Source organism: Pseudomonas sp. TAA207, from assembly GCF_001529285.1.
In the GTDB taxonomy this organism is placed as follows: domain Bacteria; phylum Pseudomonadota; class Gammaproteobacteria; order Pseudomonadales; family Pseudomonadaceae; genus Aquipseudomonas; species Aquipseudomonas weihenstephanensis.
In genome coordinates this window covers 17,812-44,078 of sequence record NZ_LLWJ01000047.1, presented here as the reverse complement: position 1 = coordinate 44,078, position 26,267 = coordinate 17,812, and the positions used below count along the sequence as shown (strand labels likewise).

22 protein-coding genes, 1 tRNA gene and 1 pseudogene are annotated in these 26,267 nt (G+C 58.6%); 12 read left to right on the top strand and 12 right to left on the bottom strand.

Annotation, left to right across the window (positions count from 1 at the left end):
* On the top strand, window positions 1–318 hold a 318-nt coding region (locus AP059_RS02205), incomplete at its 5' end, for an RHS repeat domain-containing protein (RefSeq protein ID WP_131811511.1).
* Window positions 276–528, top strand: a pseudogene (locus AP059_RS21860) (transposase domain-containing protein); the annotation flags it as partial. The gene AP059_RS02205 and the pseudogene AP059_RS21860, both read left to right, overlap by 43 nt.
* A gap of 319 nt (window positions 529–847) precedes the next feature.
* Here the strand turns inward: AP059_RS21860 and AP059_RS02195 are convergent.
* From AP059_RS02195 to dapA, 5 genes are all read right to left on the bottom strand, one after another.
* Window positions 848–937 (bottom strand) — tRNA-Ser (locus tag AP059_RS02195).
* A gap of 92 nt (window positions 938–1,029) precedes the next feature.
* Window positions 1,030–1,743, bottom strand: coding sequence for a phosphoribosylaminoimidazolesuccinocarboxamide synthase (purC, locus tag AP059_RS02190; protein ID WP_059761667.1), 714 nt, complete (start codon window positions 1,741–1,743; stop codon window positions 1,030–1,032).
* A gap of 28 nt (window positions 1,744–1,771) precedes the next feature.
* Window positions 1,772–2,530 (bottom strand): MBL fold metallo-hydrolase, encoded by a 759-nt coding sequence (locus AP059_RS02185; protein ID WP_048398787.1) that lies wholly within the window; start codon window positions 2,528–2,530, stop codon window positions 1,772–1,774.
* 3 nt (window positions 2,531–2,533) lie between these two features.
* Window positions 2,534–3,649: an outer membrane protein assembly factor BamC gene (gene bamC / locus AP059_RS02180; RefSeq protein ID WP_059761666.1), complete on the bottom strand. Its 1,116-nt coding sequence runs from the start codon at window positions 3,647–3,649 to the stop codon at window positions 2,534–2,536.
* 17 nt (window positions 3,650–3,666) lie between these two features.
* Window positions 3,667–4,545, bottom strand: coding sequence for a 4-hydroxy-tetrahydrodipicolinate synthase (gene dapA / locus AP059_RS02175; RefSeq protein ID WP_059761665.1), 879 nt, complete (start codon window positions 4,543–4,545; stop codon window positions 3,667–3,669).
* 326 nt (window positions 4,546–4,871) lie between these two features.
* Here dapA and AP059_RS02170 point away from each other — a divergent pair, with 326 nt between their 5' ends.
* Both AP059_RS02170 and AP059_RS02165 read left to right on the top strand, forming a co-directional pair.
* A complete protein-coding gene (locus AP059_RS02170; protein ID WP_048365183.1) occupies window positions 4,872–5,432 on the top strand; it encodes a glycine cleavage system protein R in 561 nt (186 codons plus the stop codon).
* Between the two features lie 12 nt (window positions 5,433–5,444).
* Window positions 5,445–5,918 carry a peroxiredoxin gene (locus AP059_RS02165; protein ID WP_059761664.1) on the top strand — a complete coding sequence of 158 codons (474 nt, stop codon included), beginning with the start codon at window positions 5,445–5,447 and terminating at the stop codon, window positions 5,916–5,918.
* 49 nt (window positions 5,919–5,967) lie between these two features.
* Here AP059_RS02165 and queF read toward each other — a convergent pair whose 3' ends face one another.
* Complete coding sequence (gene queF, locus AP059_RS02160; protein WP_059761663.1) at window positions 5,968–6,798, bottom strand: NADPH-dependent 7-cyano-7-deazaguanine reductase QueF; 831 nt, start codon at window positions 6,796–6,798, stop codon at window positions 5,968–5,970.
* Between the two features lie 81 nt (window positions 6,799–6,879).
* Window positions 6,880–7,416 carry a copper-resistant cuproprotein CopI gene (copI, locus tag AP059_RS02155; protein ID WP_059761662.1) on the bottom strand — a complete coding sequence of 179 codons (537 nt, stop codon included), beginning with the start codon at window positions 7,414–7,416 and terminating at the stop codon, window positions 6,880–6,882.
* A 151-nt stretch (window positions 7,417–7,567) separates the two neighbouring features.
* Here copI and AP059_RS02150 point away from each other — a divergent pair, with 151 nt between their 5' ends.
* Window positions 7,568–8,248 carry a heavy metal response regulator transcription factor gene (locus AP059_RS02150; protein ID WP_059761661.1) on the top strand — a complete coding sequence of 227 codons (681 nt, stop codon included), beginning with the start codon at window positions 7,568–7,570 and terminating at the stop codon, window positions 8,246–8,248.
* Window positions 8,248–9,612: a heavy metal sensor histidine kinase gene (locus AP059_RS02145; protein ID WP_059761660.1), complete on the top strand. Its 1,365-nt coding sequence runs from the start codon at window positions 8,248–8,250 to the stop codon at window positions 9,610–9,612. The genes AP059_RS02150 and AP059_RS02145 overlap by 1 nt, the downstream gene beginning before the upstream one ends.
* 66 nt (window positions 9,613–9,678) lie before the next feature.
* On the opposite strand, the gene AP059_RS02140 is transcribed toward AP059_RS02145, so the two are convergent.
* The 3 genes from AP059_RS02140 to AP059_RS02130 all read right to left on the bottom strand — a co-directional run bounded on the left by AP059_RS02140 (window position 9,679) and on the right by AP059_RS02130 (window position 12,927).
* Window positions 9,679–10,923, bottom strand: coding sequence for a lipoprotein-releasing ABC transporter permease subunit (locus tag AP059_RS02140; protein ID WP_059761659.1), 1,245 nt, complete (start codon window positions 10,921–10,923; stop codon window positions 9,679–9,681).
* 62 nt (window positions 10,924–10,985) lie between these two features.
* Entirely contained in the window at window positions 10,986–11,669 is a 684-nt protein-coding gene (gene lolD / locus AP059_RS02135) for a lipoprotein-releasing ABC transporter ATP-binding protein LolD (protein ID WP_165599907.1), read from the bottom strand.
* A 7-nt stretch (window positions 11,670–11,676) separates the two neighbouring features.
* On the bottom strand, window positions 11,677–12,927 hold the full coding sequence (locus AP059_RS02130; protein ID WP_059761657.1) for a lipoprotein-releasing ABC transporter permease subunit: 1,251 nt from the start codon (window positions 12,925–12,927) through the stop codon (window positions 11,677–11,679).
* 94 nt (window positions 12,928–13,021) lie between these two features.
* On the opposite strand from AP059_RS02130, the gene AP059_RS02125 reads away from it, so the two are divergent.
* A complete protein-coding gene (locus AP059_RS02125) occupies window positions 13,022–13,609 on the top strand; it encodes a PilZ domain-containing protein (RefSeq protein ID WP_059761656.1) in 588 nt (195 codons plus the stop codon).
* Window positions 13,610–13,647: 38 nt separating this feature from the next.
* Window positions 13,648–14,370: a glycerophosphodiester phosphodiesterase gene (locus AP059_RS02120; protein WP_048365173.1), complete on the top strand. Its 723-nt coding sequence runs from the start codon at window positions 13,648–13,650 to the stop codon at window positions 14,368–14,370.
* A 42-nt stretch (window positions 14,371–14,412) separates the two neighbouring features.
* Here the strand turns inward: AP059_RS02120 and sthA are convergent, their stop codons facing one another.
* Entirely contained in the window at window positions 14,413–15,807 is a 1,395-nt protein-coding gene (gene sthA / locus AP059_RS02115) for a Si-specific NAD(P)(+) transhydrogenase (RefSeq protein ID WP_048365172.1), read from the bottom strand.
* Window positions 15,808–16,129: 322 nt separating this feature from the next.
* On the opposite strand from sthA, the gene AP059_RS02110 reads away from it, so the two are divergent.
* Complete coding sequence (locus tag AP059_RS02110) at window positions 16,130–16,693, top strand: chalcone isomerase family protein (protein ID WP_059761655.1); 564 nt, start codon at window positions 16,130–16,132, stop codon at window positions 16,691–16,693.
* 153 nt (window positions 16,694–16,846) lie between these two features.
* Window positions 16,847–18,136: an MFS transporter gene (locus AP059_RS02105; RefSeq protein ID WP_059761654.1), complete on the top strand. Its 1,290-nt coding sequence runs from the start codon at window positions 16,847–16,849 to the stop codon at window positions 18,134–18,136.
* Window positions 18,137–18,296: 160 nt separating this feature from the next.
* On the opposite strand, the gene AP059_RS02100 is transcribed toward AP059_RS02105, so the two are convergent.
* Window positions 18,297–19,760 carry a glyceraldehyde-3-phosphate dehydrogenase gene (locus AP059_RS02100; RefSeq protein WP_048365169.1) on the bottom strand — a complete coding sequence of 488 codons (1,464 nt, stop codon included), beginning with the start codon at window positions 19,758–19,760 and terminating at the stop codon, window positions 18,297–18,299.
* A gap of 287 nt (window positions 19,761–20,047) precedes the next feature.
* Between AP059_RS02100 and mfd the strand changes: the two genes are divergently transcribed.
* Both mfd and AP059_RS02090 read left to right on the top strand, forming a co-directional pair.
* Window positions 20,048–23,497, top strand: coding sequence for a transcription-repair coupling factor (gene mfd / locus AP059_RS02095; protein WP_059761653.1), 3,450 nt, complete (start codon window positions 20,048–20,050; stop codon window positions 23,495–23,497).
* A gap of 24 nt (window positions 23,498–23,521) precedes the next feature.
* A complete protein-coding gene (locus tag AP059_RS02090; protein ID WP_059761652.1) occupies window positions 23,522–26,224 on the top strand; it encodes a DEAD/DEAH box helicase in 2,703 nt (900 codons plus the stop codon).
* Window positions 26,225–26,267 lie beyond the last annotated feature (43 nt).

The window sequence follows — 26,267 nt, the reverse complement described above, 5'->3', positions numbered from 1 at the left end:
GAACGCCCGGACGGCCGTCTCGACCGCTATGAGCGCGACAGCGCCGGCCAGATCATCGCTTACACCGACCCCGCCCAGCAGACCACCCGTTACCAGTACGACCTCAGTGGCCGCTTCAAACAGCGCACCGATGCTCAGGGCTATACCGTCCGTTTCAGCTACGACGCCTATGGCCGACTGAAAAAGCTGACCAACGAAAACAACGAAGCCTACGCCTTCGGCTGGGATGCGCTGGATAGGCTGATCGCCCAGAGCGACCTCGATGGCAGTGGGCGCTCGATAACAACGCCGCTGAACGCGCTATCCGCCTCTTCGTGATCGGACGCAAGAACTGGCTGTTTAGCGACACGCCCAAAGGCGCAACGACCAGCGCTCAACTATACAGCCAGGTCGAGACTGCCAAAGCCAACGGCCAAGAGCCCTATGCGTGGCTTCGCCACGCACTTGAAGGCCTGCCAACGGCGACGTCGCTTGGAGATTACGAAGCCTTTGCTGCCTTGGAACTGCGAAACTCGACTTCACAGCTAAGCGCTTTACCCATCTTTAGCCCGGCGGGGTTTATGGAGCGCTTACTATTAATCGCGCAGTTAAACCATGCAGTACGTGGCAAACATGGACTGTTTGAAAAACACAGATGGTTTGCAGAAAATACTGCACGCCCCGTCAATCAAATCGTTCTGACCCGTCTAAACATAGGGGCCATAGCATCATCATGCCCCTTCTTAATGGGCATGCCGTCGGGTACGTGATTTTTGGTACAGCGGAAGGGGAATCTGCGGCTTTTTTACGTACAACCAAAAAACAAAAAAGCCCCTGAAACCATTGATTTCAGGGGCTTTCATTTGTATGGCGGAGAGATAGGGATTCGAACCCTAGGTACTGTCGCCAGTACAACGGATTTCGAATCCGTCCCATTCGGCCACTCTGGCATCTCTCCAACGGCGCGCATCATAACAGCTGTTTTGATTTAGGCAAACCTTATTTTCAAAAAAACTGCGTGCTATCAGATGCTTGCGCGTTTTTTACGGTTTAAAGCGGTACACCCAGACGCTGTGCAACTTCTTCGTAGGCTTCGATCACGCCGCCCAGACCCTGGCGGAAGCGGTCTTTGTCCATTTTCTTGCCGGTGGCCTTGTCCCACAGGCGGCAGCCGTCCGGGCTGAATTCGTCGCCCAGCACGATGGAGCCATCGTGGAAAACACCAAACTCCAGTTTGAAGTCGACCAGCATCAGGCCAGCCTCATCGAACAGTTTGTTAAGTACGTCGTTAACCTTGAGCGACAGTTCTTTCATGCGAACCAGTTGCTCGGCCGTGCCCCAACCAAACGCCACGACGTGGGATTCGTTGATGAACGGGTCGCCCTTGGCGTCGTCTTTGAGGAACAGCTCGAAGGTGTAGGGGTTGAGCTTCATGCCCTCTTCCACACCCAGGCGCTTGACCAGACTACCTGCCGCGTAGTTACGCACAACGCACTCGACGGGGATCATGTCGAGTTTTTTGACCAGGCATTCGTTGTCGCCCAGCAGTTTGTCGAATTGAGTCGGTACGCCGGCTTCTTCGAGTTTCTGCATGATGAAGGCGTTGAACTTGTTGTTCACCATACCTTTGCGATCAAGCTGCTCAATACGCTTGCCGTCGAACGCCGAGGTGTCGTTGCGAAACAGCAGGATCAGGCGGTTTTCGTCATCGGTCTTGTAAACCGATTTCGCTTTACCGCGATAGAGTTCTTCACGTTTTTCCATGATGGGCTCCGCATGCTAAGTAGGTGGGCTAGGCGATTGTGCGCCAGTCGAGCCCTGAATCTTGATCGGCCAATTGCAGCCAGTCCGGGTCGCACCCCAGGGTGTCGACAAAACATTGCCGGGCCAGCTGCGGCAGGTTGTTCTTGCTGCTGAGGTGAGCCAGTACCAAGTGTTGCAGGTCTTGCCAGCCCAGCTCGGCCACCAGGCTTGCAGCCTGATGGTTGTTCAAATGTCCTTCCTGGCCGCCTACCCGCTGCTTTAAAAAGTACGGGTAGTGACCACGGGCAAGCATGTCGCGACAATGGTTGGCTTCGATCATCAACGCATCCAGGCCCCGGTAACTGTCCAGTACCCCGTCACAGTACGACCCCAGATCGGTCAACAAGCCAAAGCGTCGCTGACCATCACTGAAGACGTATTGCGTGGGCTCTTGGGCATCATGCGCAACCCGGGTGACGCTGATGCTCAACGCGCCTATCTGCAACGTCTCGCCACCTGCCACGAAGCCTGCAGGCTCAAGCGGTTTGCGCATCCCGCGCTGGGTGCCACGGCTCATGTACACCGGCAAATTGTAACGCCGAGACAGTAAACCCACGCCATGCACGTGATCGGCATGTTCGTGGGTTACCAGAATCGCGCTCAGTTGGTGTGGGCTAACCCCCAACCGAACCAGACGGCGCTCGGTTTCTCGCAAGGAGAAACCGCAATCGACCAGTACATACGTGCTGTCGCTGGCTATCAGCGTGCCATTCCCTTGGCTACCACTGCCGAGAACGGCAAAACGCATAGGTCAGCCCAGGTTGTCTTGGATCACGCCCAACACTTTGCGCGCCATTTCTGGCGAGGCAACGGTGTTGATGTTTTCTTCGACCGTCACCTGTACTGCATCGCCAACCTTGCTCAGGCGAACCTGATAACGCTGAGCACGGGCTTCAACTTCTTCCTTGTCCGGTTTGCTGCCAAAAAGACCGGCGAAGAAGCCAGGCTTCTCGTCTTTCTTCTGGGCTTTTTCGGCCAGGTTGATGTAGTAAAGGCCCAAGGTGCGGTTGATGTCTTCAACGCGCCATTCGCCTTGCTCAAGCGCGCGACCAACACTGGACCAGGCACGGTCCAGGTCTTCGTTGAGGGTCAACACCGGGTTGCCGCTGCCGTCTTCGCTCAAGGTGACGCGTGTCGGGGTGTCGAAGTCTCGTGCCGCCAGCAGCGACACAGTGCCGCCCTTGTCCGCGCTGCGGCTCATGCTGATCAGCATTTCGTCGACCAGCGCCGCGTCCAGACCGGTGTTAACCGAGCGGTTGGTGAAGTCGACATTAGCCGTGCTGCCCGCAGGACGGTTGGCACTGACCACATACACTTCGCTGGTGTTGCGCTGCACGCCTGGCTCGATGCGCACCCGCAGACGGGTTTCGCTGTCGGCGGCCAGACCGCTGCTGCCCAAGTGGCGCGCCATCGGAGCAGACAACTCGCTCGCGCCCTGCCAGGTCGTCGTGAACTCGCCGGTTTGCGGGCGCTGCTCGTCAATGCGAAAGCCATTGTCCTGGAAGAATTGCAATGCCAGAGGCCACACCTCGGACGGAGCACGCTGCGCCATCAGCCAACGGCTGTCACCGCTTTTTTGCAGGCTGAAATCGCTTGCACTGGAGGTCGCTACCAAAGGTTGCGGACGAGGTACTTCAAACTCACCCTTGACGTTGTCATTGGGCACGTTGCTCGGGATCGGCAACAGTGGCACCAGGCGCTTGTCAGTCTGGACACCCGGCGGCAACTGCATGGGCGCAGTTTGTTGCGCTTCCAGGTAATCGCTGCCACGGTCCCGGAAGTAACCCTCTGGACCCCACAGCCAACCGCAGCCGCTGGTGCTTGAAATAATCACGGCTAGTGCGGAAAGTCCGGCCAATCGCTTCATGCGTAGTGCTTCCTCAATTAAACCAATACGCCGCATTGGCGCAGGGCCTGACGCAGCGGTTCGTGGCAGGCTTCGCTGAGCCAGGTGAGCGGCAGACGGATACCGTCCGGCATCAAGCCCATCTCATGCAGCGCCCACTTCACGGGGATAGGGTTGGATTCGATAAACAGGGTTTTATTGAGCGGCATCAGCTTTTCGTGGATTTCACGGGCTGTGACTGCGTCGCCGGCCATTGCCGCTGCACACAGGTCACTCATGGCACGCGGCGCAACGTTGGCGGTGACCGAGATGTTGCCCTTGCCGCCGAGCAGGATCAGCTCAACCGCGGTGGCGTCATCGCCCGAGTACACCAGAAAGTCGCTGCTGACACCGGCCAGGATGTCTTTGGCGCGTTGCAGGTCGCCGGTGGCTTCCTTGATACCGATGATGTTTGGCACGGTCGACAGGCGCACGACCGTGGCAGGCAGCATGTCGCACGCCGTACGGCCCGGCACGTTGTACAGGATCTGAGGAATGTCGACCGCTTCAGCGATGGTCTTGAAGTGCTGATACAAGCCTTCCTGGGTCGGCTTGTTGTAATACGGCGTGACCAGCAGGCACGCATCAGCGCCGGCTGCCTTCGCGTTGGTGGTCAGCTCGATCGCTTCACGCGTCGAGTTGGCGCCCGTACCGGCGATCACCGGAATACGTCCTGCGACTTGTTTGACAACGTGACGAATCACTTCGATGTGTTCGTTCACATCCAGCGTTGCCGATTCACCTGTAGTGCCAACGGCAACAATGGCGTTGGTGCCCTCTTGCAGGTGAAAGTCCACCAGTTTGCTCAGAGCGTCCCAATCCAGGCGACCTTGTGCATCCATAGGTGTGACCAGTGCCACCATACTGCCCGCAATCATGCAACCGCTCCTGCCGGAAAAAGAGAGCCGTAATGGTACTGGCGCCTTGACCCTTGCACAAGCAACAGCGCGCCCGATGAGCATTCCCCTTCGCGCCGCTTTTCGCTACCCTTCAGCCTTTGATGGGTACTGATGTGTGCATGAGCCTGTTTCCCTGATCCTTGTTACGCGCCCAAAGCCCCGCCCAAGCGCCACCACGCGTGGTTTGCAGCCAGTGCAAATCGTAGGTGACGGCCTTTTTGTGGAAGCTGGGCGAGTCACGACTACCCGGGCCAGGCCACCCCTGCACCGCACGTACCGACCACTCATCGTTTTAGGAAGGCTGAATGTCCACCCCCTCAGTTCGCGAACAATTCCTTGTCATCAGTGCCCTTGGCGCCAACCCCATGGAGCTGACTAACGTCCTGTGCCGTGCCAGCCATGAAAATCGCTGCGCCGTCGTGACCTCACGCCTGACTCGCCACGGCGAGTGCAGCGCACTGGTCCTGGAAGTCACAGGTAGCTGGGATGCGCTGGCGCGCCTTGAGGCTGGCTTGCCAGCACTGGCTAAAAAACACGCTTTCACCGTCAATGTGGTGCGCAGCGCCGCGCTGGAAACCCGCCCGCAAGCTCTGCCCTACGTGGCCTATGTCAGCTCGGCTTACCGCCCTGACATCATCAATGAGCTGTGCCAGTTCTTCATCGACCACAACGTCGAGCTCGAAAACCTGACCTGTGACACCTACCAGGCCCCACAAACCGGCGGCACCATGCTCAATGCCACGTTCACCGTGACGCTGCCGGCAGGCGTGCAAATCAGCTGGTTGCGCGATCAGTTCCTGGATTTCGCCGATGCGCTAAATCTGGACGCACTGATCGAACCGTGGCGTCCGCAGAACCCAATGTAAGGAAACCGCCTCATGGCCGTTGCAATTGACCAACCCGTAAGCGGCTTCCAGATCCCGGCCACCAGCGACAAAACCGTCGCGCTGTCGGATCTCAAGGGCAAGCAGGTGGTGATTTACTTCTACCCAAAAGACAGCACACCGGGTTGCACCACCGAAGGCCAGGGCTTTCGCGACCATTACGCGCAGTTTCAGGCCGCCAACACTGAAGTGTTTGGCGTGTCGCGTGACAGCCTCAAGTCCCATGAGAACTTCAAGGCCAAGCAAGGTTTCCCGTTCGAGTTGCTGAGCGACAAGGATGAGGCCCTGTGCCAGCTTTTTGAGGTGATCAAGCTGAAAAAGCTGTACGGCAAAGAGTACCTGGGCGTGGATCGCAGCACGTTCTTGATCGACAAGGACGGTGTATTGCGTCACGAGTGGCGCGGGGTGAAAGTGCCAGGGCATGTTGAAGCCGTGCTGGAGCAGGCGAAGGCGCTGAATAACGGCTGAGGCGCTTTACCCTAACCCTGCGCAGAGGGTTAGGGTGAGGGCTTTGCTTTTACTGACGCACCAGTCGCACGTTTTTGAACGCCACGGTTTCGGTTGAGCGGTACGGGTTGATGTCCAGCCCGCCGCGACGCACGTAACGTGCGTACACGGTCAGTTTTTCGGGCTTGAGCAGGCGTTGCAGGTCAAGAAAGATCCGCTCCACGCATTGTTCATGGAAGTCCGAGTGCTGGCGAAAGCTCACCAGGTACGCCAACAAACTGGCATGGTCCAGCGCCGCCCCACGGTACTCGACCACCACGGTGCCCCAATCAGGCTGGCTGGTGACCGGGCAGTTGGATTTGAGCAAGTGGCTGTAGACGCTTTCTTCGACAATCCGCGAAGCGTCACACGCCAACAACTCAGGACGCGGCTGCGCATAGTCGCTGACCGTGATGTCCAGATCATCAATGCACACACCCGGCAAAACACCTACGCCATCGGCCTGCACGTCATCCAGGCTGCGTACTCGCACGCTGACAGGCTTGCCAGAAGCGACTGACAAGTCGGCCTGCAAGGTGGCGACAAGGCTTGGCGTGTCGGCAAACACGCTCTGATTCAACGAGTTCAGGTACAGCTTGAACGATTTGGACTCAACGATATTGGGCGAGTCGGCAGCAAAGCAGAACTCACCAATGGCCACAACCGGCTTGCCCGAGGGCAGCAGCCACGACAGCTCAAAACAGGTCCAATAATCGACCCCGACATAAGGCAACGTTTCGGCGCTTAGCCCCAGCTCTGCCCATTTCGCCGCACGCGGGATCGGGAACAGCAAGGAGGGGGTGTAGGTACTGATGTATTCACTGGACTTGCCCAGCGGCGAATGTTCGGCTGCGGGATGCATGACAAAAACCTGGCTAGAAAAACCCGGCAATTCTAGCGGGTTTACGCCCCGCTTTCAGCGCCCGCAGACGAACTTCCCGATTTAAGGGTCAACTTTAAGCGTGCCCACCATGCCTGCCTGATAGTGGCCGGGGATATTGCAGGCAAATTCAAGGTTGTCCGCCTGGCTGAACGTCCACGTCAGCTCAGCGGTTTTACCCGGTTCGACCAGCACGCTGTTCGGGTCGTCATGCTTCATACCGGCCATGCCCATCGCGCCATGCCCCATCGCGCTGTGATCCATGCCATCGTGGCTCATGCCAGTAGGCGTCATCGCTCCGCTCTGCTGCATCTTGAGCATTTCTTTCTGATGCGCGGCATGCATCGCGGCATCGCCCAGGTTGAATTCGTGCAGCAATTGGCCTTTATTCACCAGCACAAAGCGCACCGTCTCACCGGCCTTGACTTGCAGGGCCTTGGGCGTGAAGGCGATATCCGTCATGTCAACTTCTACCGTGCGCGTCGCATTTGCCGCCGACGCAGGCTGGCCAAACGTGTAAGTGCCCGCGGGTGAGGCAAGAGCCGAAACACTCAGCACCAGTAAACCACCCGCGAGAGCTAAACGATTTCGTAGGGTCATGCGAACTCCTGAAAACTACTATTCAAACGTTGCCTGACTTTAAAGCACGGCGCTGGCAGCCAACTGACCGTAAGATTACAACTTTGTCAGTTTAGCCCTGCACCCTAAAGGCCACTGTATAAGGCTGAGGTTAATTGCTGATGGGTCGCCCATGAAACTGCTGATTGTCGAAGACCAGACCAAAACAGGCCAATACCTGCGTCAGGGCCTAAGTGAAGCAGGCTTTAGCACCGAACTCGCCACCGATGGCATCACCGGCCAGCACCTGGCCCTGACCGGTGATTATTCGCTGCTGATCCTCGATGTGATGTTGCCTGGACGTGATGGCTGGCAAATCCTGCAAGCGGTGCGCAGCGCGGGGCTGGACATCCCGGTGCTGTTTTTGACCGCGCGCGACGCCGTTGAAGACCGCGTACATGGCCTTGAACTGGGCGCCGATGATTACCTGGTCAAACCGTTCGCCTTCTCTGAACTGTTAGCGCGGGTGCGCAGCCTGTTGCGCCGTGGCAGCAGCACGACGCAGGAAACCAGCCTGCAACTGGCAGATTTGCGGCTGGACCTGATCCGTCGCCGCGTCGAACGTAATGGCCAGCGCATCGACCTCACTGCCAAGGAGTTTTCGTTGCTGGAGTTGCTGCTCAGGCGTCAAGGCGAGGTGCTGCCCAAATCATTGATTGCCTCACAGGTGTGGGACATGAATTTCGACAGCGACACCAATGTCATCGAAGTGGCCATTCGCCGTCTGCGCCTGAAAATCGACGACAGCCACGAACAGAAGCTCATCCACACCGTGCGCGGCATGGGCTACGTGCTTGAAGAGCGTGCCGATTGATGCGTCGCCTGTCACTGAGCAGCCGTCTGGCCTTGCTGTTTGCAGGCTGCACAGCCGTGGTTTCACTGTTTGCCGGCGTACTGTTTGGGCGCGCCAGCGAAGTGCATTTCGTCGAACTGGACCAGCAACTGATGGAAAGCCGCCTGGCAGGGCTACGCAGTACCCTGCACGGGGCCAGTACCCTGGAACAATTCACCCAACGCCTACCCCTGTTGTTGCAGGACCTCAGCCATCAACCCGACTTGAGCGTTCGGGTGCGCGGCCCCGACGGCCACGTGTGGTTCGACAGCTCAACGCAACTGCCTGACGAACTGCCGACAATACCGGGGCTGGTCAGCCTGCAAATCAGTGGCACCGATTACCGCGTGCTTAACCCGACGCCTGACTCACCCGGCGCACCCCGTCTGACCTTGCTGCTGGACATCACCCACCACCAGCATTTCTTACAGCGCATGCAGCGCCTGATCTGGATGACCGTCAGCCTCTCGGCGCTGGCCACCGCGATTCTCGGCGCCTGGGCAGCCCGTAGCGGCTTGCGCCCTTTGCGCCGCATGAGCGCGATTGCCGCCAGCGTCTCGGCCGACTCACTCAACGCACGCCTGCCGCAAGCACAGATGCCCGCCGAACTGGCCGAACTGGCCAATGCCTTCAACGCCATGCTCAGCCGACTGGACGCTTCATTTCAGCGGCTCTCGGCCTTTTCAGCCGACATTGCCCACGAACTGCGCACCCCGCTCTCAAACTTGCTGACACACACCCAAGTCACCCTCACCCGCCCGCGCGACATAGATGCCTACCGCGAAGCGCTGCACAGCAACCTCGAAGAGCTGCAATGGATGGCGCAACTGGTCAACGACATGCTGTATCTGGCCAAAGCGGACCATGGCTTGCTCACCCCCAAACGCGAGCCGCTGGACGTGGCCCATGAAGTTGACGCGCTGTTGGAGTTCTACGCGCTGTTGGCCGAGGATTCGCACATTCAGTTGAGCCACACAGGCAACGGTCAGATAGCAGGCGACCGCAGCATGCTGCGTCGCGCCCTGTCCAACCTGCTGGATAACGCTTTGCGCTACACACCGGCGGGCGGCGCGATCAAGGTGTTGATCAGCGGATCAGCGTCCAGTGTCAGCATCACGATTGAAAATACAGGGCCAGGCATCCCCGCTGAGCAGGTGCCACGCTTGTTCGACCGATTTTATCGGGCAGACCCGGCGCGCCGCGAAGGCAGCAGTGAACATGCCGGGCTGGGACTGGCAATTACCCAATCGATCATTCGCGCCCATGGTGGGCAGATTCGCTGTGAGTCGCAGGAAGGATTGACGCGGTTTGTGGTAGAGCTGCCCGCAAAACCAGCGATTTCGTAGGCGCTGGCGAAGACGGCGATCTTTTTGAAGGTCAAAGGTCGCCGTCTTCGGGGTAGAAGCAGCCGGTCAGGAATAACGCAACGCGTGCGCCGGTTGGATTTTGGCGGCCCGATACGCCGGGTACAGCGTCGCCAAAAAGCTCAACACAAACCCCGCCGTGCAGATGAGCGCCACGTCACCGCCTTGCAGTTCAGACGGCAGGTTACTGACGAAGTACACGTCAGAACTGAAGATGTGCTGCCCTGACACGCGCTCCATCCAGCCCACCAGCTCGCTGACATTCAACGCAGCAATCACCCCCAGCACACCACCGATCAGCGTACCGACAATGCCAATCACCGTGCCCTGAACCATGAAAATCGCCATGATCTGGCGCGGCGTAGCGCCGATGGTACGCAGGATCGCGATATCGGCGCCCTTGTCGTTCACCACCATGATCAGCGTGGCGATGATGTTGAACGCAGCCACGGCAACGATCATCAGCAGCAGCAAACCAATCATGGTTTTTTCCATTTTCATGGCGCTGAACAGGCTGCCCTGGGTGTGGGTCCAGTCATCAGCCCGGTAGCCCTCACCCAGACCTGCGGCCACATCGGCCGAGACTTTGGGCGCAGCGTACAAATCCTTGACTGCCAGGCGCACGCTTTGCACCTGGTTCGGCGCCCAGCGCTGCATCGCGGCGGCGTCTGCGACGTGGATCAGGCCCATGGAGCCATCCAGCTCAGCGCCGACCTTAAAGATGCCCACCACGTTCAAGCGCTGCAAGCGTGGGGTAATGCCGCCCGGTGCGGTGCTGGCCTCGGGCACGATCAAGGTGATTTTGTCGCCCACCCCCAAACGAAAGCGCCGCGCAGTGATGTCGCCGAGCACCACGCCATATTCACCGGGTTTAAGGTCTTCCATGCGACCTTGCACGATGTGCTGGGTCACGATGGACACCTCACCTTCGAGCGCCGGATCGACACCGCTGATCTGGATCGGCTGCATCGAGCCTTTGTAGGACAGCATCCCTTCCATTTCGGTGAACGGCACCGCCGCCGTCACTTCAGGGTTTTTCATCGCCGCTTCAGCCACCGGCCGCCAGTCATCAATCGGCTTTACGCCTACGATGGTGGCGTGCGGCACCATGCCGAGGATGCGGTTACTCATTTCACGCTGGAAGCCGTTCATCACCGACAACACCACGATCATGGCCAAAACGCCCAAGGCGAGACCGATCATCGAGGTCATGGAAATAAACGACACAAAACGATTGCGGCGCTTGGCGCGGGTATAGCGCGTGCCGATAAAAATCGATAACGGTCTGAACATTCGCGGGCACCGTATAAAAATAAAAGACCCGACGCCGGTCAAGGCGTCGGGTTGGGGGCCGATTAAATCGTGGTCAAGCGACCTTCTTGAAGGTGCAACACGCGATCCATCTGGCGGGCCAGGTTCATGTCATGGGTCACCACCAAAAATGCGGTGCGCATCGAGGTGCTGAGTTCCAGCATCAGGTCCTGAATGCCTTGCGCGGTGTGCGAATCGAGGTTGCCCGTCGGCTCATCGAGCATCACCAGCCCCGGATTGTTGACCAGCGCACGGGCGATGGCCACGCGTTGGCGCTCGCCACCGGAGAGTTCAGCCGGTTTGTGCTCCAGACGGTGGCTCAGGCCCACGCGGGTCAGCAGGGCTGTCGCCCGCTCACGCGCCTCGGGAATCGGTGTTTTGCCGATCAACAGCGGCATGCACACGTTTTCCAGCGCGGTGAACTCGGGCAACAGATGGTGAAATTGATACACAAAGCCCAACGAACGATTGCGTAACTGACCACGGGCCTTTTCGCCCAGCGCCGACAATTCTTCACCCGCCAACCAGACACTGCCGCGGGAAGGTGTGTCGAGGCCACCGAGCATATTGAGCAACGTACTTTTGCCCGAACCCGAGGTACCGACAATGGCCACGCGCTCGCCGGGGTGCAGTTCAAGCTGCAAGCCCGACAACACCACCACCGACTCCGGGCCTTCGTCGTACGACTTGCTCAGGTCGCGGCAACTCAACACTGCTTGTTCTTTCATGCCCAACTCACTCATAACGAAGCGCCTGCGCAGGCTGGGTGCGTGCAGCACGCCAGGCCGGGTACAAGGTCGCGAGGAAACTCAGAACCAATGCCGCACCGCACACCATCAACACGTCTTGTGCCTGCAATTGCGACGGCAAGTAGTCGATGAAGTACACGTCGGCGTTGAGAAACTTGTGCCCGATTAGGCCTTCAAGGCCCGAAATCGCCGCGCTCACATTGAGCGCCGCCAGCATGCCCAGCACCGCGCCGATGGCCGTGCCGACCACGCCAATCACCGTGCCCTGCACCATGAAAATCGCCATGATCGTGCCGGGAGTGGCGCCTAATGTGCGCAAAATCGCGATATCGCCCTTTTTGTCATTCACCACCATCACCAGCGTGGAAATGATGTTGAACGCGGCCACGGCCACAATCAGCAGCAACAGCAGACCGATCATGGCTTTTTCCATGCGGATCGCTTGATACAGATTGCCGTGGGTACGGGTCCAGTCGCGGGCGTAGTAGCGGTCTTCGCCCAACTGCTGGGCGATGTCCCATGCGGCACGCGGGGCCTGGAACAGATCGTCGAACTTGAGGCGCAAGCCCTGGACCTGATCGGGTTTCCAACGCTGCAAGCGCGCCAGATCCTGCAAGTTGGTGATACCCAGATAGCCGTCGATCTCACCGGCGCCGACATGGAAAATGCCCTGCACGGTGAAGCGCTTCATGCGCGGAAACATGCCCGCCGGGGTCACCGTGACTTCCGGCGCCACGAACGTCAGCTTGTCGCCAATGGCCACGCCGAGCTTTTTGGCGGCCTTGTCGCCAATGACAATGCCGAAACTGCCGGGCGTCAGGGCGTCGAGCTGACCCTGCAACATGAACTGGTCAATGATCGACACCTTGCGCTCTTGCGCGGGATCGATGGCATTGAGCAGCACTTTTTGCACATTGCCGTCATGGGTCAGCAGGCCTTGCATCTGGGTGTACGGCGCCACCGCCGCCACCTTCGGGTTCTGCTCGACCTTGGCGGCCAATGATTGCCAGTCGCTGATCGGTTGATCACCGACGATGGTCGCGTGGGGCACCATGCCCAGCACGCGGGTGCGCATCTCATGATCGAAGCCGTTCATCACCGAGAGCACAACGATCATCACGACCACGCCGAGAGCGAGTCCGATCATTGAAGTCAGAGAAATGAACGACACAAAATGATTGCGACGCTTTGCACGGGTATAACGCGTGCCGATAAATACGAAGAGAGGTCTGAACATGTCGGGGCTTGTTCGAGGGAAAAGAAGACGTCCTTGTGGCGGGGCCTGGTAAGCAGCTTTACACTCAGACCACAGCCGCCACCATGGGTTCGCCATGTCGACATTAGATGAAGCAGATCGCCGCGAATACTACCGTATCGATGATGTGATCGCACTGGAAATAACCCCGCTTTCGGCCCCCGAAGCCGCGAGCGATGAAGTGTTGCAGGATGCTTCGCCTTTATTCAATTTACTCAGCGAGTTGCACCTGAGTGAATTCGAGGCCCAGCACCTGCTGCGCCAGATCAGCGAGCGCGACCGTACGATCTCCAGCTACCTCAAAACCCTGAACAAACGCATCGACCTGCTCAGCCAGGTCGTTGCGCAAACCGTGCTGGGCAAAATCGGCGAACTGCAACCGGTCAAGCTGTCCGAAGGCGGCATCGAATTTCGCCACGCCAAAGCCTGCCCGGCGGGCAGCCATCTTTCGATCAAGATGGTGCTCATGCCTCAAGCGCTAGGGTTGCTGCTACGGGCTAAAGTCACTCACTGCGATGCGCGCGACGGCCATTACGAAATCGGCACGGAATTCGAAGCCATCACCGATGCGCAACGCCAGCTATTGGCGCGCTACATTTTGCAAAAACAAGCGCAGGCACGCCGCCTGGCCCTCGAACAAAACGAAACCGGCGAAGAAGAGTAAACACCTCTCAACGCTGCGACTTGTAGGAAGGAGCAATTGTGACCCTGATTTATGGCCATCGCGGCGCCAAAGGCGAAGCACCCGAAAACACCCTTGCCAGCTTTGAGCAATGCCTCAAGCACGGCGTTCGTCGCTGCGAACTCGACCTGCACTTGTCCAAAGATGGCGAGTTGATGGTCATCCACGACCCGACCCTCAAGCGCACCACCGACCGACGCGGCAAGGTGATCGAGCATACGGCCGCCGACCTCGCGACCTACGACGCACGCAAAGGCGGCCCGGGCTGGGTGCATCCATGCCCGATTCCACGGCTTGAAGAGCTGTTCGAAAAATGCAACTTCGAGCATTGGCAGCTTGAAGTTAAAAGCGCCTCACGTACCCGCGCAGCCACTACGGTGCTGGCGATCCGCGAAATGGCCCAGCGCCATGGCCTGATGGACAAAGTCACCGTGACCTCAAGCTCGCGCGAAGTGCTCAAGGCGGCCATCGAGTTGACGCCGGATTTATCCCGTGGGCTGGTTGCCGAATACGCTTGGCTCGACCCGCTGAAGGTCGCGCAAAGCTATGGCTGCGACATGCTGGCGTTGAACTGGACGCTGTGCACGCCCGAGCGTCTGGAAAAAGCCCAGCGCCAGGGCTTGCATGTGTCGGTATGGACAGTCAACGAGCCTGCGCTGATGCGCAGACTCGCTGATTTCGGCGTAGACAGCCTGATTACAGACTTTCCCGGTTTGGCCACTGCCACCCTTGGGAATGGCTGAAATCGGTCTCCCCGGCCGGCTCAGGCCACCGGCCGGAGCCGCTCAAAAAAGCCGGTTAAGGCCGTCGTAAGCGGCTACCCGATAGGCTTCAGCCATGGTCGGGTAGTTGAACGTGGTGTTGACGAAATACTTGAGGGTATTGAGCTCGCCCGGCTGATTCATGATCGCCTGACCGATGTGCACGATCTCCGATGCCTGATAGCCGAAGCAATGCACGCCCAGCACTTGCAGGGTTTCGCGGTGGAACAGGATTTTCAGCATGCCTTGCGGCTCACCGGCAATCTGCGCACGCGCCATGCCTTTGAAAAACGCCTTGCCCACTTCGTACGGCACTTTTGCCTGGGTCAGCTCTTGCTCGTTCTTGCCGATCGAGCTGATCTCCGGAATGGTGTAAATGCCGGTTGGCACATCATTCACAAAGCGCCAGCTGCCGTTGTCGACGATGCTGCCCGCTGCCGAGCGACCCTGGTCGTGCGCGGCACTGGCCAGGCTTGGCCAGCCGATTACGTCACCGGCGGCGAAGATGTTGGGCACCGTGGTGCGGTAGTTTTCATCGACGCTGATCTGGCCACGGCCATTGGCCTTGATGCCGATGTTTTCCAGGCCCAACTGATCGGTGTTGCCGGTACGGCCGTTGCACCAGAGCAAGGCATCGGCCTTGATCTTCTTGCCCGACTTAAGGTGCAGGATCACACCGTTTTCAACCCCTTCAACCCGCTCGTACTCTTCGTTGTGACGCACGGTGATGTTGTTGTTGCTGAAGTGATAGCTCAGCGCCTGCGAGATCTCGGAGTCGAGGAAGCTGAGCAGTTGTTCACGGTTATCCACCAGCTCAACCAGCACCCCCAGACCGCTGAAGATCGAGGCGTACTCACAACCAATCACGCCAGCACCATAAACGATCAGCTTGCGCGGGGTGTGACCCAGGCTGAGGATGGTGTCGCTATCGTAGATACGCGAGTGGGTGAAATCGATATCGGCCGGGCGATAAGGGCGCGAACCGGTGGCGATGATGACCTGCTTGGCCATCAGCGTTTCGACCACACCGTTGGCGCACACCACTTCAATGGTTTGCTCATCGGTGAAGCTGCCGGTGCCAAAGAACAGGTCAACGCGGTTGCGGGCATAGTAGCCAGTGCGCGACGTCACCTGTTTGGAGATTACTTTTTCAGCGCTTTTCAGCACGTCCGGGAACGAGAACCAGCGCGGTTCACCAATGGCCCGAAACATCGGGTTGGTGTTGAACTGCATGATCTGCCGAACCGAGTGACGCAAGGCTTTGGACGGGATAGTGCCCAAGTGCGTGCAGTTGCCGCCAACCTGGCGCCGGCTGTCAACCATTGCCACCTTGCGCCCTGCTTTTGCGGCGTTCATTGCCGCACCTTCTCCTGCCGGGCCAGAACCCAGTACCACTACGTCGTAGTTGTAGACAGCCATGCGTACTCCTCAGAACGGGCCGCGGCGCATTTTTAGGCGCCTGCGGCTAAATCATGACGCGGCCAGCGCCATGAAGGATCAAAACGTGGGGCACAGTCTATAGAAGCCTGAACGCTGCGAACATTAACCCTTGGTCTGGTCGTTGGCTATTTTTGTATTCACTACATCGGCGACTGAGCTTCACTCTTCGATGTAGTCGCTGCCGTAGGCTGCGAAGGGTTGCGCAGCAACCCGTATTCCTGGAAACGCCACTGAACCCCTCGCAGCCTTCGGCGGCGATTACAGCCCGGCGAACAAACCCATCGATCAGAGCACATCCATCATGCGCAAGTTATTGATCGTATTGTTGCTGCTCCATAGCGCCGCCAGCCCGGCAGACGAGGCTGCACGATTTAAGGAAGCCAACTTCCCCGCCCTGGCACAAGCCGACACAACACCAATGGTACGTAAAGGCCAGATCGTACTGACCTACCTATGGGCCGACATTTACGCCGCCGCCCTGTTCACGCCACCCGATATCAGCGCGCAGCAGGCTTTTGATCAGCAGCGCGACCTGCGTCTTGAGCTGTTTTATTTGCGCGACCTGGCTCACAGCGACATCACCCAGGCCTCAGCCGCCATCCTCAAACGCCAACAATCAGCGGCCACCCTGAGCGCCATCGACAGCCCGCTGAAAAAGCTGCAAGCGAGCTTTTCAGACATCAAGCGCGGTGATCGGTATGCACTGGACTACGACCCGGCGCGCGGTCTGAATCTGGAACGCAACGGCAAGGTCATCTTCAACAGCCCCGACCCCGAACTGGCAAAGGCCTATCTCGGTATTTGGCTCGCGCCCCACGGCTTACCTGAAAAGCTGCGCCAGACGCTGATGGCACAAACGCCCTGAGCATTGGGTAGTTACAACAATTGTTGCCTACATTTTCAGTTACACATATGGTTACAAAACTGTTTGCGGTAGGCCCGAAGGTCTCTAGCTGGCAGTGCGGACGAGTAAAAACATGGATTACGCATAAGAATAGATAACAGCGGGTGATTTCTGATGGCCTCGAGTGCAGGTAACGGCAAGGCGATTTTTCGCGTTGTCAGCGGTAACTTCCTAGAGATGTTCGACTTCATGGTCTTTGGCTTTTACGCCACGGCCATTGCCAAAACCTTCTTCCCAAGCGATAGCGCTTTCGCCTCCTTGATGCTCGCGCTGGCCACCTTTGGTGCCGGCTTTTTAATGCGCCCACTGGGTGCGATCTTTCTCGGCGCTTATATTGACCGTCACGGCCGCCGCAAAGGGTTGATCATCACCCTGGCCCTGATGGCGATGGGCACTGTGCTGATCGCCTGCGTACCCGGCTACGCCACCTTGGGCGTAGCGGCGCCGCTGCTGGTTTTGCTGGGCCGCTTGCTGCAAGGTTTTTCCGCGGGTGTGGAGCTGGGCGGCGTATCGGTGTATTTGGCAGAAATTGCCACACCCGGCCGCAAGGGCTTTTTCGTCAGTTGGCAGTCTGCGAGCCAGCAAGCAGCGGTGGTATTTGCCGGGCTGTTGGGTGTGGGCCTTAATCATTGGCTCAGCCCGCAAGACATGGGCGATTGGGGCTGGCGAATTCCGTTTCTGATTGGCTGCATGATCGTGCCGGTGATCTTCGTCATTCGTAAATCGATGGAAGAAACCCCCGAGTTTGAAGCACGCAAACATCACCCTACCCTGCGTGAAATCGTGCGTTCCATCAGTCAGAACTTTGGCTTGGTACTGGGCGGCATGGCACTGGTGGTCATGACCACGGTGTCGTTTTACCTGATCACGGCCTACACCCCGACCTTCGGTAAAGCAGAGCTGAACCTCACCGACCTGCAAGCACTGCTCGTCACCGTGTGCATCGGGCTGTCGAACTTTTTCTGGCTGCCGGTCATGGGCGCACTGTCTGACAAGATCGGTCGCAAACCCCTGCTGTTGGGCGCAACCATTCTGGCGATTCTGACTGCCTATCCTGCACTGTCATGGCTGGTGGCCAACCCGAGCTTCAGCCACCTGCTGATTGTCGAGCTGTGGTTGTCCTTCCTGTATGGCTCGTACAACGGTGCAATGGTGGTTGCCCTGACCGAAATCATGCCGATTGAAGTCCGCACCACCGGCTTTTCGCTGGCTTACAGCCTGGCCACAGCGACGTTCGGCGGGTTCACTCCGGCGGCCTGCACCTACCTGATCCACGTACTGGACAACAAGGCCGCTCCCGGCCTGTGGCTGACCGGCGCAGCAGTACTGGGGCTGATCGCGACCGTGGTGTTGTTCCGCGGCGACAAGCACCAGTTGCGCACAGCGGTACCGACCAATGCCTGATCTGTAGTCGCTGCCGCAGGCTGCGTTTGGGGCTGCGGTGAGTTGAAGAAAACGGGTTGCTCCGCAACCCTTCGCAGCCTGCGGCAGCGACTACATGGTTTTTGCAGCACACACAAAAACGCCCCGAACCAGTCGGGGCGTTTTCAGTGGCAAGCGTTGCTTAGCGTGGAAACGCTGGCGGGTTGACCCCGGCCATGTCTTCCATGACGCGCACAACCTGGCAGCTGTAACCGAACTCGTTGTCGTACCACACGTACAGCACAACGCGGTTGTCATTGCAGATGGTGGCTTCAGCATCGACCACACCGGCGTGACGCGAACCTACGAAGTCAGTGGACACCACTTCCTGCGAGCTCACGAAGTCGATTTGCTTGTGCAGATCGGAGTGCAACGCCATGTGGCGCAGGTACTCGTTCATTTCTTCACGAGTCGCCGGCTTCTCAAGGTTCAGGTTGAGGATGGCCATCGACACGTTCGGCGTAGGTACACGGATCGCGTTACCGGTCAGCTTGCCCGCCAGCTCAGGCAGTGCCTTGGCCGCAGCGGTCGCAGCACCGGTCTCGGTGATTACCATGTTCAGCGCAGCCGAACGGCCACGACGATCGCCCTTGTGGAAGTTGTCGATCAGGTTCTGGTCGTTGGTGTACGAGTGAACCGTTTCTACGTGACCATTGACGATGCCGAACTTGTCGTTGACCGCCTTGAGCACCGGCACGATGGCGTTGGTGGTGCAGGATGCCGCCGAAACGATCTTGTCGTCTGCGGTGATTTCGCCGTGGTTGATGCCGTGAACGATGTTCTTCAGCTTGCCTTTGCCCGGCGCGGTCAATACCACGCGGTCAATGCCAGGGCACTGCAAGTGCTGGCCCAGGCCTTCAGCGTCACGCCACACCCCGGTGTTGTCCACCAGCAATGCGTTTTGAATGCCGTACTGGGTGTAATCCACCTCAGTCGGGTTCTTCGCGTAGATCACCTGGATCAAGTTGCCGTTGGCGGTGATGGTGTTGTTTTCTTCATCAACCACAATGGTGCCGTCGAACGGACCGTGCACCGAGTCACGACGCAGCAAGCTTGCGCGTTTGACCAGGTCGTTGTCGGCGCCTTTACGCACCACGATGGCACGCAGACGCAGACCGTCGCCGCCACCGGTTTTTTCGATCAGGATGCGCGCCAGCAGGCGGCCAATACGACCGAAGCCATACAGCACAACGTCTGTACCTTTACGGGCGCCAGCGTTTTGCTGACCCACCACCTCGGCCAGTTCTTCGCGCACAAACTGCTCGGCCGTACGGCCATTGCCGTGGGCTTTGAACTTGACGGCCAATTTGCCCAGGTCTACCGAAGCAGCACCGAGCTTGAGTTCGCTCATCGCTTTGAGCAGCGGGAAAGTTTCGTGCACGGACAATTCGATGTCATCGCTCTGGCGATGACGCGCAAAGCGGTGAGCTTTGAGAATCGCAATGACTGAACGGTTGATCAGGCTGCGGCCATAGATCGAACTCACCACGTTGTTATTGCGGTAGAGCTGACCAATCAGCGGAATCATCGCTTCTGCGAGTGCTTCACGGTCGATCCATTCACCAAGACACTGGTCGGGCTTCTGAGTCACGGGAACCTTCCACATGTAGGGGCTGAAAAAAGGGGCTACATTATGCCGCTGCGCCAGATCAGGGGCAATGTGCGCCTGTCACACAGCCCTGACTGAAACGATTAAGCACCCATATTTATAGGCGAAAAAAATCTCCGCACAGAGAATTCGCCCACTTTTGAGCGACTTAATGAAGGTTCTGGCACTGACTTTTGCCCTTCAAACGCTGGAATTAAGCCCCAGCAACAGACGGCAACTGACAGCCAGCCCCTTGGCCCGCTACAATCGGCCTCTTTGCCGCAACGCTTGGAGCTCAACCTTCCGTGCCCGTCCTGCGACTACCCAAACTGCCTGCTACGGCAGGTAAACAGCACTGGGGCAACCTGCCCGGTGCCGCCCTGAGCCTCGCCATTGCCGAGGCTGCCAGCGCCGCGAAGCGCTTCACCCTGCTGCTGACCGCCGACAGCCAAAGCGCCGAGCGCCTTGAGCAGGAGCTGAGGTTTTTCGCCCCCGAACTGCCCGTGCTGCATTTCCCTGACTGGGAAACCCTGCCTTACGACCTGTTTTCGCCGCACCAGGACATCATTTCCCAGCGTATTGCCAGCCTGTACCGGCTGCCTGAACTGGATCATGGCGTTTTGGTAGTGCCGATCACCACGGCCCTACACCGCCTGGCACCGACCAAGTTTTTGCTCGGCAGCAGCCTGGTACTCGATGTCGGGCAAAAGCTGGACGTGGAGCAGATGCGCACCCGACTGGAGGCCAGCGGCTACCGTTGCGTCGACACGGTGTACGAGCACGGCGAGTTTGCGGTACGCGGCGCCTTGATCGACCTGTTCCCCATGGGCAGCAAGCTGCCTTACCGGATCGATCTGTTCGACGACGAAATCGAAACCCTGCGCACTTTCGATCCTGAAAACCAGCGTTCGATCGACAAAGTCGACTCGATACGCCTGTTACCTGCGCGCGAATTCCCGCTGCAAAAAGATGCAGTTACACGCTTCAAGGCACGCTTTCGCGAACGCTTTGATGTCGACTTCCGTCGTTGTCCGATTTTTCAGGATTTAAGCAGCGGTATTACGCCTGCCGGTATCGAGTACTACCTGCCGTTGTTCTTCGATGAAACCTCGACCCTGTTCGACTACTTGCCCGGCGACACCCAAGTGTTCTCGCTGCCCGGCATCGAACAGGCGGCCGAGAATTTCTGGTCGGATGTGCGCAACCGCTACGAAGAGCGCCGTGTCGACCCTTCTCGTCCTTTATTGCCGCCCGCCGAACTGTTTTTGCCCGTCGAAGACTGCTTCGCCCGCCTGAAGAACTGGCCGCGCGTAGTCGCCAGCCAGGACGATCTGGACACCGGCAGCAGCCGCGAGCGTTTCCCGGCTCAATCGCTGCCTAACCTTGCGATTGAAGCCAAGGCCAACCAACCGCTGGCCGCACTCTCGGGTTTTCTGGAGCAGTTTGAAGGCCGCGTGCTCTTTACCGCCGAGTCCGCCGGGCGCCGCGAAGTGCTGCTCGAATTGCTTGAACGCCTTAAGTTGCGCCCCAAAACCGTCGACAGCTGGCCCGACTTCGTCGCCAGCAAACATCGCTTGGCCATCACCATTGCGCCGCTGGACGAAGGCTTGTTGCTGGACGATCCGGCACTGGCGCTGATCGCCGAAAGCCCGCTGTTTGGCCAACGCGTGATGCAACGTCGTCGTCGCGAAAAACGCGCTGATGCCAACAACGACGCGGTGATTAAAAACCTTACCGAGCTGCGCGAAGGCGCACCCGTGGTACACATCGACCACGGCGTGGGTCGCTATCAAGGGCTGGCCACGCTCGAAATCGACAATCAGGAAGCCGAATTCCTGACATTGCAATACGCCGAAGGCGCCAAGCTTTACGTACCGGTGGCGAACCTGCACCTGATCGCCCGCTACACCGGCAGCGATGACGAGCTGGCGCCGCTGCACAGGCTAGGGTCCGAAACCTGGCAAAAAGCCAAACGCAAAGCCGCCGAACAAGTGCGCGATGTTGCCGCCGAGCTGCTCGACATCTATGCTCGCCGCGCCGCCCGCGAGGGCCATGCCTTTGATGACCCGAAAGCCGATTACGCAACCTTCAGTGCCGGGTTCCCGTTTGAAGAGACGCCCGACCAACAGACCGCCATCGAAGCAGTGCGCGCCGACATGCTCGCGCCCAAGCCGATGGACCGCCTGGTGTGTGGCGATGTGGGCTTCGGTAAAACCGAAGTGGCCATGCGCGCCGCTTTTATTGCTGTACACGGTGGCCGTCAGGTCGCGATTTTGGTCCCGACCACGCTTCTGGCCCAGCAACACTACAACAGCTTTCGCGACCGCTTTGCCGACTGGCCAGTACGGGTCGAGGTGATGAGCCGCTTCAAGTCTGCGAAAGAAATCAATGCCGCAGTGGCTGATTTGGCCGAAGGCAAAATCGACATCGTGATTGGCACGCACAAACTGCTGCAAGACGACGTCAAAATCAAAAATCTCGGTTTAGTGATCATCGACGAAGAACACCGCTTTGGGGTTCGGCAAAAAGAACAGCTCAAGGCCCTGCGCAGCGAGGTCGATATTCTGACCCTCACCGCGACGCCTATCCCACGCACGCTGAACATGGCGGTGTCGGGCATGCGCGATTTGTCGATCATCGCCACGCCGCCCGCGCGCCGTTTGTCGGTGCGCACCTTCGTCATGGAGCACAACAACAGCACCGTCAAAGAGGCGTTGTTGCGTGAGTTGTTGCGGGGCGGTCAGGTGTATTACCTGCACAACGACGTCAAAACCATCGAAAAATGCGCGGCCGAGCTTGCTGAACTGGTCCCTGAGGCCCGCATCGGTATCGGCCACGGCCAGATGCGCGAACGTGAACTCGAACAGGTGATGAGCGACTTTTATCACAAGCGTTTCAACGTGCTGATTGCCTCGACCATCATCGAAACCGGCATCGACGTGCCGAGCGCCAACACCATCATCATTGAGCGCGCAGACAAATTCGGCCTGGCGCAACTGCATCAACTGCGCGGCCGCGTCGGGCGCAGTCACCACCAGGCTTATGCGTACCTGCTGACGCCACCGCGCCAGCAAATTACCGGCGACGCCCAAAAGCGTCTGGAAGCCATCGCCAACACCCAGGATCTGGGGGCAGGTTTTGTACTGGCCACCAACGACCTCGAAATCCGTGGCGCAGGCGAACTGCTGGGCGACGGCCAAAGCGGGCAGATCCAGGCCGTGGGCTTTACCCTGTACATGGAAATGCTCGAACGCGCCGTCAAGTCGATCCGCAAAGGCGAGCAGCCGAACCTCGACCAACCACTGGGTGGCGGCCCGGAAATCAACCTGCGCGTGCCAGCGTTGATTCCCGAGTCCTATTTGCCCGATGTGCATGCGCGGCTGATCCTCTACAAGCGCATCGCTTCAGCGACGGACGAAGAAGGCCTCAAGGACTTGCAAGTCGAAATGATCGACCGCTTTGGCCTGCTCCCCGAGCCGACCAAAAATCTGGTGCGCATCACCCAGCTCAAATTGCAGGCCGAGCAACTGGGCATCAAAAAAGTCGATGCCGGCCCGCAAGGCGGACGCATTGAGTTCGCGTCTGACACCCCGGTCGACCCGCTGGTCTTGATCAAGCTGATTCAAGGCCAACCGAACCGTTACAAGTTCGAAGGCGCGACGCTGTTCAAATTCATGGTGCCAATGGAGCGCCCCGATGAACGCTTCAATACGATCGAGGCGTTGTTTGAACGCCTGACACCGAAGTCTTCCTGATGGGATGCGCACAATGAAACACCCATGCCCTTAAGCCAGACACCACGACTGACCAAACCGCTGGCGCCGACATGGGTCAGCCGGTTTAAAGAACAAAGCCTTGAGCGTGGCCGCCGCTACGCGAGGGAAAACCGCGTCCGAATCGCTCAAATCGGTGACAGCCTGATCACCTCCAGCTGTCAGGGTTCGAGCGAACACCCCTACCGCCAGACCATTCGCTTACGCGAGTCAGCCAAAGGCTCGCTGCTGCTGGTGAGCGCTGAATGCACCTGCCCCGTGCGCACCAACTGCAAGCACACTGCTGCCGTATTACTGAAGATTGAAGACACCTTGAACTACCCCGCCGCCGCCCAGGATGCCGAACTCCTGGAAAAACTTCAGGCCGTACTCGACTCGCGCCGCCCTGCCAACCTGCCCGAGCAACAGATCGACGATGTACAACCGGTCCCGCGGTTATGGCTGGCCAGCGCCGAGTTCAGCGCCTTTGAGCCGCGCAACGGCAAAATGCAGCGCTACATCCAGCACCGCGCCGCGTTGTCGTTCAATTACCGCGAGACTTACGTGTCGGGGCAGAAAAACGCGGACGTCTTGATTCGCCACGAAGACCACATTCTGCGCATCAAACGCCACCCCGAAACCGAAAACCTCTACCGCGAACAGTTGCGGGCCCTGGGCTTCAAGATCGCCACGCGTCAGAGCAAAGCCTTGCCCGAAAGCGCAGGCGAGCTGTTTGAGCTGGTCAATGACAGTGCCTGGCTGAACTTCACGCTCAACCAGCTGGACACCTTGCGCGAGCATGGCTGGGAAGTGCAGATCGATGAACACTTCGGCTTTGATCTGAGTCCGGTCGAAGACTGGTACGCCAACGTCGATGAAGCGCCGGAGCGGGACTGGTTCGACCTGGAGTTGGGGATTATCGTCAATGGACAGCGCCTGAGCCTGCTGCCGATTCTGCTTAACCTGATGCGCTCGCACACTGAAATACTCAGCCCTGAAAAGCTCGCCAAGCGCCGCGATGACGAGCTGATTCTGGTGAATATCCCGGCCATCCCAAACAGCACGCAAATGCCGCTTCAAGTGGCGTTGCCCTATGGGCGCTTGAAACCGGTGCTGGCAACTCTGGGCGAGTTTTATCTGGGCGAGCCGGGCGCCACCACCTTGCGGATTAAAAGCGCCGACGCACCACGGCTCAATGCCCTGGATGCACTGCCGTTGCGCTGGGAAGGCGGCGAGCAGATTCGTGGCTTTGCCCAGCGCCTGCGCGACATCAAAGACTTCAGTGTCGAGGCGCCACAAGGGCTGAATGCCACGCTCAGACCGTATCAACTCGAAGGATTGAGCTGGATGCAGTCACTGCGCCAACTTGAAGTCGGCGGCATTCTGGCGGACGACATGGGTTTAGGCAAAACCCTGCAAACTCTGGCGCACATTCTGTGCGAAAAGAACGCAGGTCGGCTGGATCGCCCGGCAATGGTGGTGATGCCCACCAGCCTGATTCCGAACTGGGTGGACGAAGCGGCGCACTTCACGCCACAACTCAAGGTGCTGGCGCTGTACGGCGCCAGTCGCAAAAAACACGTCGAGCACCTCAACGATTACGACGTGATCCTGACCACCTATGCCCTGCTGCCCAAAGACATTGAGCTGCTGGCTAAAGTGCCGTTGCACATCCTGATCCTCGACGAAGCGCAGTACATCAAGAACCCCAACAGCAAAGCCTCGCAAGCTGCGCGCGAGCTGGTGGCGCGCCAACGCCTGTGCTTGAGCGGTACACCGCTGGAGAACCACTTGGGCGAGCTGTGGGCACTGTTTCACTTTTTGTTACCCGGCTGGCTGGGCGACGTCAAAGCCTTCAACCGCGACTACCGTGTGCCGATTGAACGTCACGGCAGCGATGAGCGTTTGCAGCACCTGAACGCGCGGATCAAACCGTTCCTGCTGCGTCGAACCAAAGAGCAAGTGGCCACCGAATTACCCCCAAAAACCGAGATCATCCACTGGGTTGATCTCAACGAAGCGCAACGGGACGTGTACGAAACCATGCGCTTGGCGATGGACAAAAAAGTGCGCGATGAAATTACGCGCAAAGGTGTAGGCCGCAGCCAGATCATCATCCTGGAAGCCCTGCTCAAACTGCGCCAGGTGTGCTGCGACCTGCGCCTGGTCAGCGATAACCCGCCAAAAAAAGGCAGCACCTCGGGCAAACTCGACAGCTTGATGGTGATGCTCGAAGAACTGTTTGCGGAGGGGCGACGCATTCTGCTGTTTTCCCAGTTCACCTCCATGCTGGGCCTGATCGAGGCCGAGCTGAAAAAGCGCAACATTGATTACGCCCTGCTCACCGGTCAAACGAGGGATAGGCGCACTCCCGTCAAAGACTTTCAGAGCGGTAAATTGCAGATATTTCTGATCAGTCTTAAGGCGGGTGGTGTAGGCCTGAACCTGACCGAAGCCGACACCGTGATTCACTACGACCCCTGGTGGAACCCGGCAGCAGAAAACCAGGCCACCGACCGCGCTTACCGGATAGGGCAGGAAAAACCGGTGTTTGTGTACAAGATGATTGCCCGCGGCACCGTCGAAGAAAAAATCCAGCACTTACAGCAGGAAAAATCAGATTTGGCGGCCGGCGTGCTGGATGGCCGTATTGCGGGGGACTGGAAACTGCAAGACGACGACATCGACGCCCTGTTTGCGCCACTGCCACCCAAAGTCGAAAAGCGTTGAAGCCTGTCAATCGCCTCTGAAGTCGCTGGCGCAGGCCCTTCGC

What these genes read in the sequence shown, in the direction of transcription:
- purC (WP_059761667.1), bottom strand. Translation starts at nt 1,743, where the DNA reads ATGGAAAAACGTGAAGAACTCTATCGCGGTAAAGCGAAATCGGTTTAC.
- AP059_RS02185 (WP_048398787.1), bottom strand. Translation starts at nt 2,530, where the DNA reads ATGCGTTTTGCCGTTCTCGGCAGTGGTAGCCAAGGGAATGGCACGCTG.
- bamC (WP_059761666.1), bottom strand. Translation starts at nt 3,649, where the DNA reads ATGAAGCGATTGGCCGGACTTTCCGCACTAGCCGTGATTATTTCAAGC.
- dapA (WP_059761665.1), bottom strand. Translation starts at nt 4,545, where the DNA reads ATGATTGCGGGCAGTATGGTGGCACTGGTCACACCTATGGATGCACAA.
- AP059_RS02170 (WP_048365183.1), top strand. Translation starts at nt 4,872, where the DNA reads ATGTCCACCCCCTCAGTTCGCGAACAATTCCTTGTCATCAGTGCCCTT.
- AP059_RS02165 (WP_059761664.1), top strand. Translation starts at nt 5,445, where the DNA reads ATGGCCGTTGCAATTGACCAACCCGTAAGCGGCTTCCAGATCCCGGCC.
- queF (WP_059761663.1), bottom strand. Translation starts at nt 6,798, where the DNA reads ATGCATCCCGCAGCCGAACATTCGCCGCTGGGCAAGTCCAGTGAATAC.
- copI (WP_059761662.1), bottom strand. Translation starts at nt 7,416, where the DNA reads ATGACCCTACGAAATCGTTTAGCTCTCGCGGGTGGTTTACTGGTGCTG.
- AP059_RS02150 (WP_059761661.1), top strand. Translation starts at nt 7,568, where the DNA reads ATGAAACTGCTGATTGTCGAAGACCAGACCAAAACAGGCCAATACCTG.
- AP059_RS02145 (WP_059761660.1), top strand. Translation starts at nt 8,248, where the DNA reads ATGCGTCGCCTGTCACTGAGCAGCCGTCTGGCCTTGCTGTTTGCAGGC.
- AP059_RS02140 (WP_059761659.1), bottom strand. Translation starts at nt 10,923, where the DNA reads ATGTTCAGACCGTTATCGATTTTTATCGGCACGCGCTATACCCGCGCC.
- lolD (WP_165599907.1), bottom strand. Translation starts at nt 11,669, where the DNA reads ATGAAAGAACAAGCAGTGTTGAGTTGCCGCGACCTGAGCAAGTCGTAC.
- AP059_RS02130 (WP_059761657.1), bottom strand. Translation starts at nt 12,927, where the DNA reads ATGTTCAGACCTCTCTTCGTATTTATCGGCACGCGTTATACCCGTGCA.
- AP059_RS02125 (WP_059761656.1), top strand. Translation starts at nt 13,022, where the DNA reads ATGTCGACATTAGATGAAGCAGATCGCCGCGAATACTACCGTATCGAT.
- sthA (WP_048365172.1), bottom strand. Translation starts at nt 15,807, where the DNA reads ATGGCTGTCTACAACTACGACGTAGTGGTACTGGGTTCTGGCCCGGCA.
- AP059_RS02110 (WP_059761655.1), top strand. Translation starts at nt 16,130, where the DNA reads ATGCGCAAGTTATTGATCGTATTGTTGCTGCTCCATAGCGCCGCCAGC.
- AP059_RS02105 (WP_059761654.1), top strand. Translation starts at nt 16,847, where the DNA reads ATGGCCTCGAGTGCAGGTAACGGCAAGGCGATTTTTCGCGTTGTCAGC.
- AP059_RS02100 (WP_048365169.1), bottom strand. Translation starts at nt 19,760, where the DNA reads ATGTGGAAGGTTCCCGTGACTCAGAAGCCCGACCAGTGTCTTGGTGAA.
- AP059_RS02090 (WP_059761652.1), top strand. Translation starts at nt 23,522, where the DNA reads ATGCCCTTAAGCCAGACACCACGACTGACCAAACCGCTGGCGCCGACA.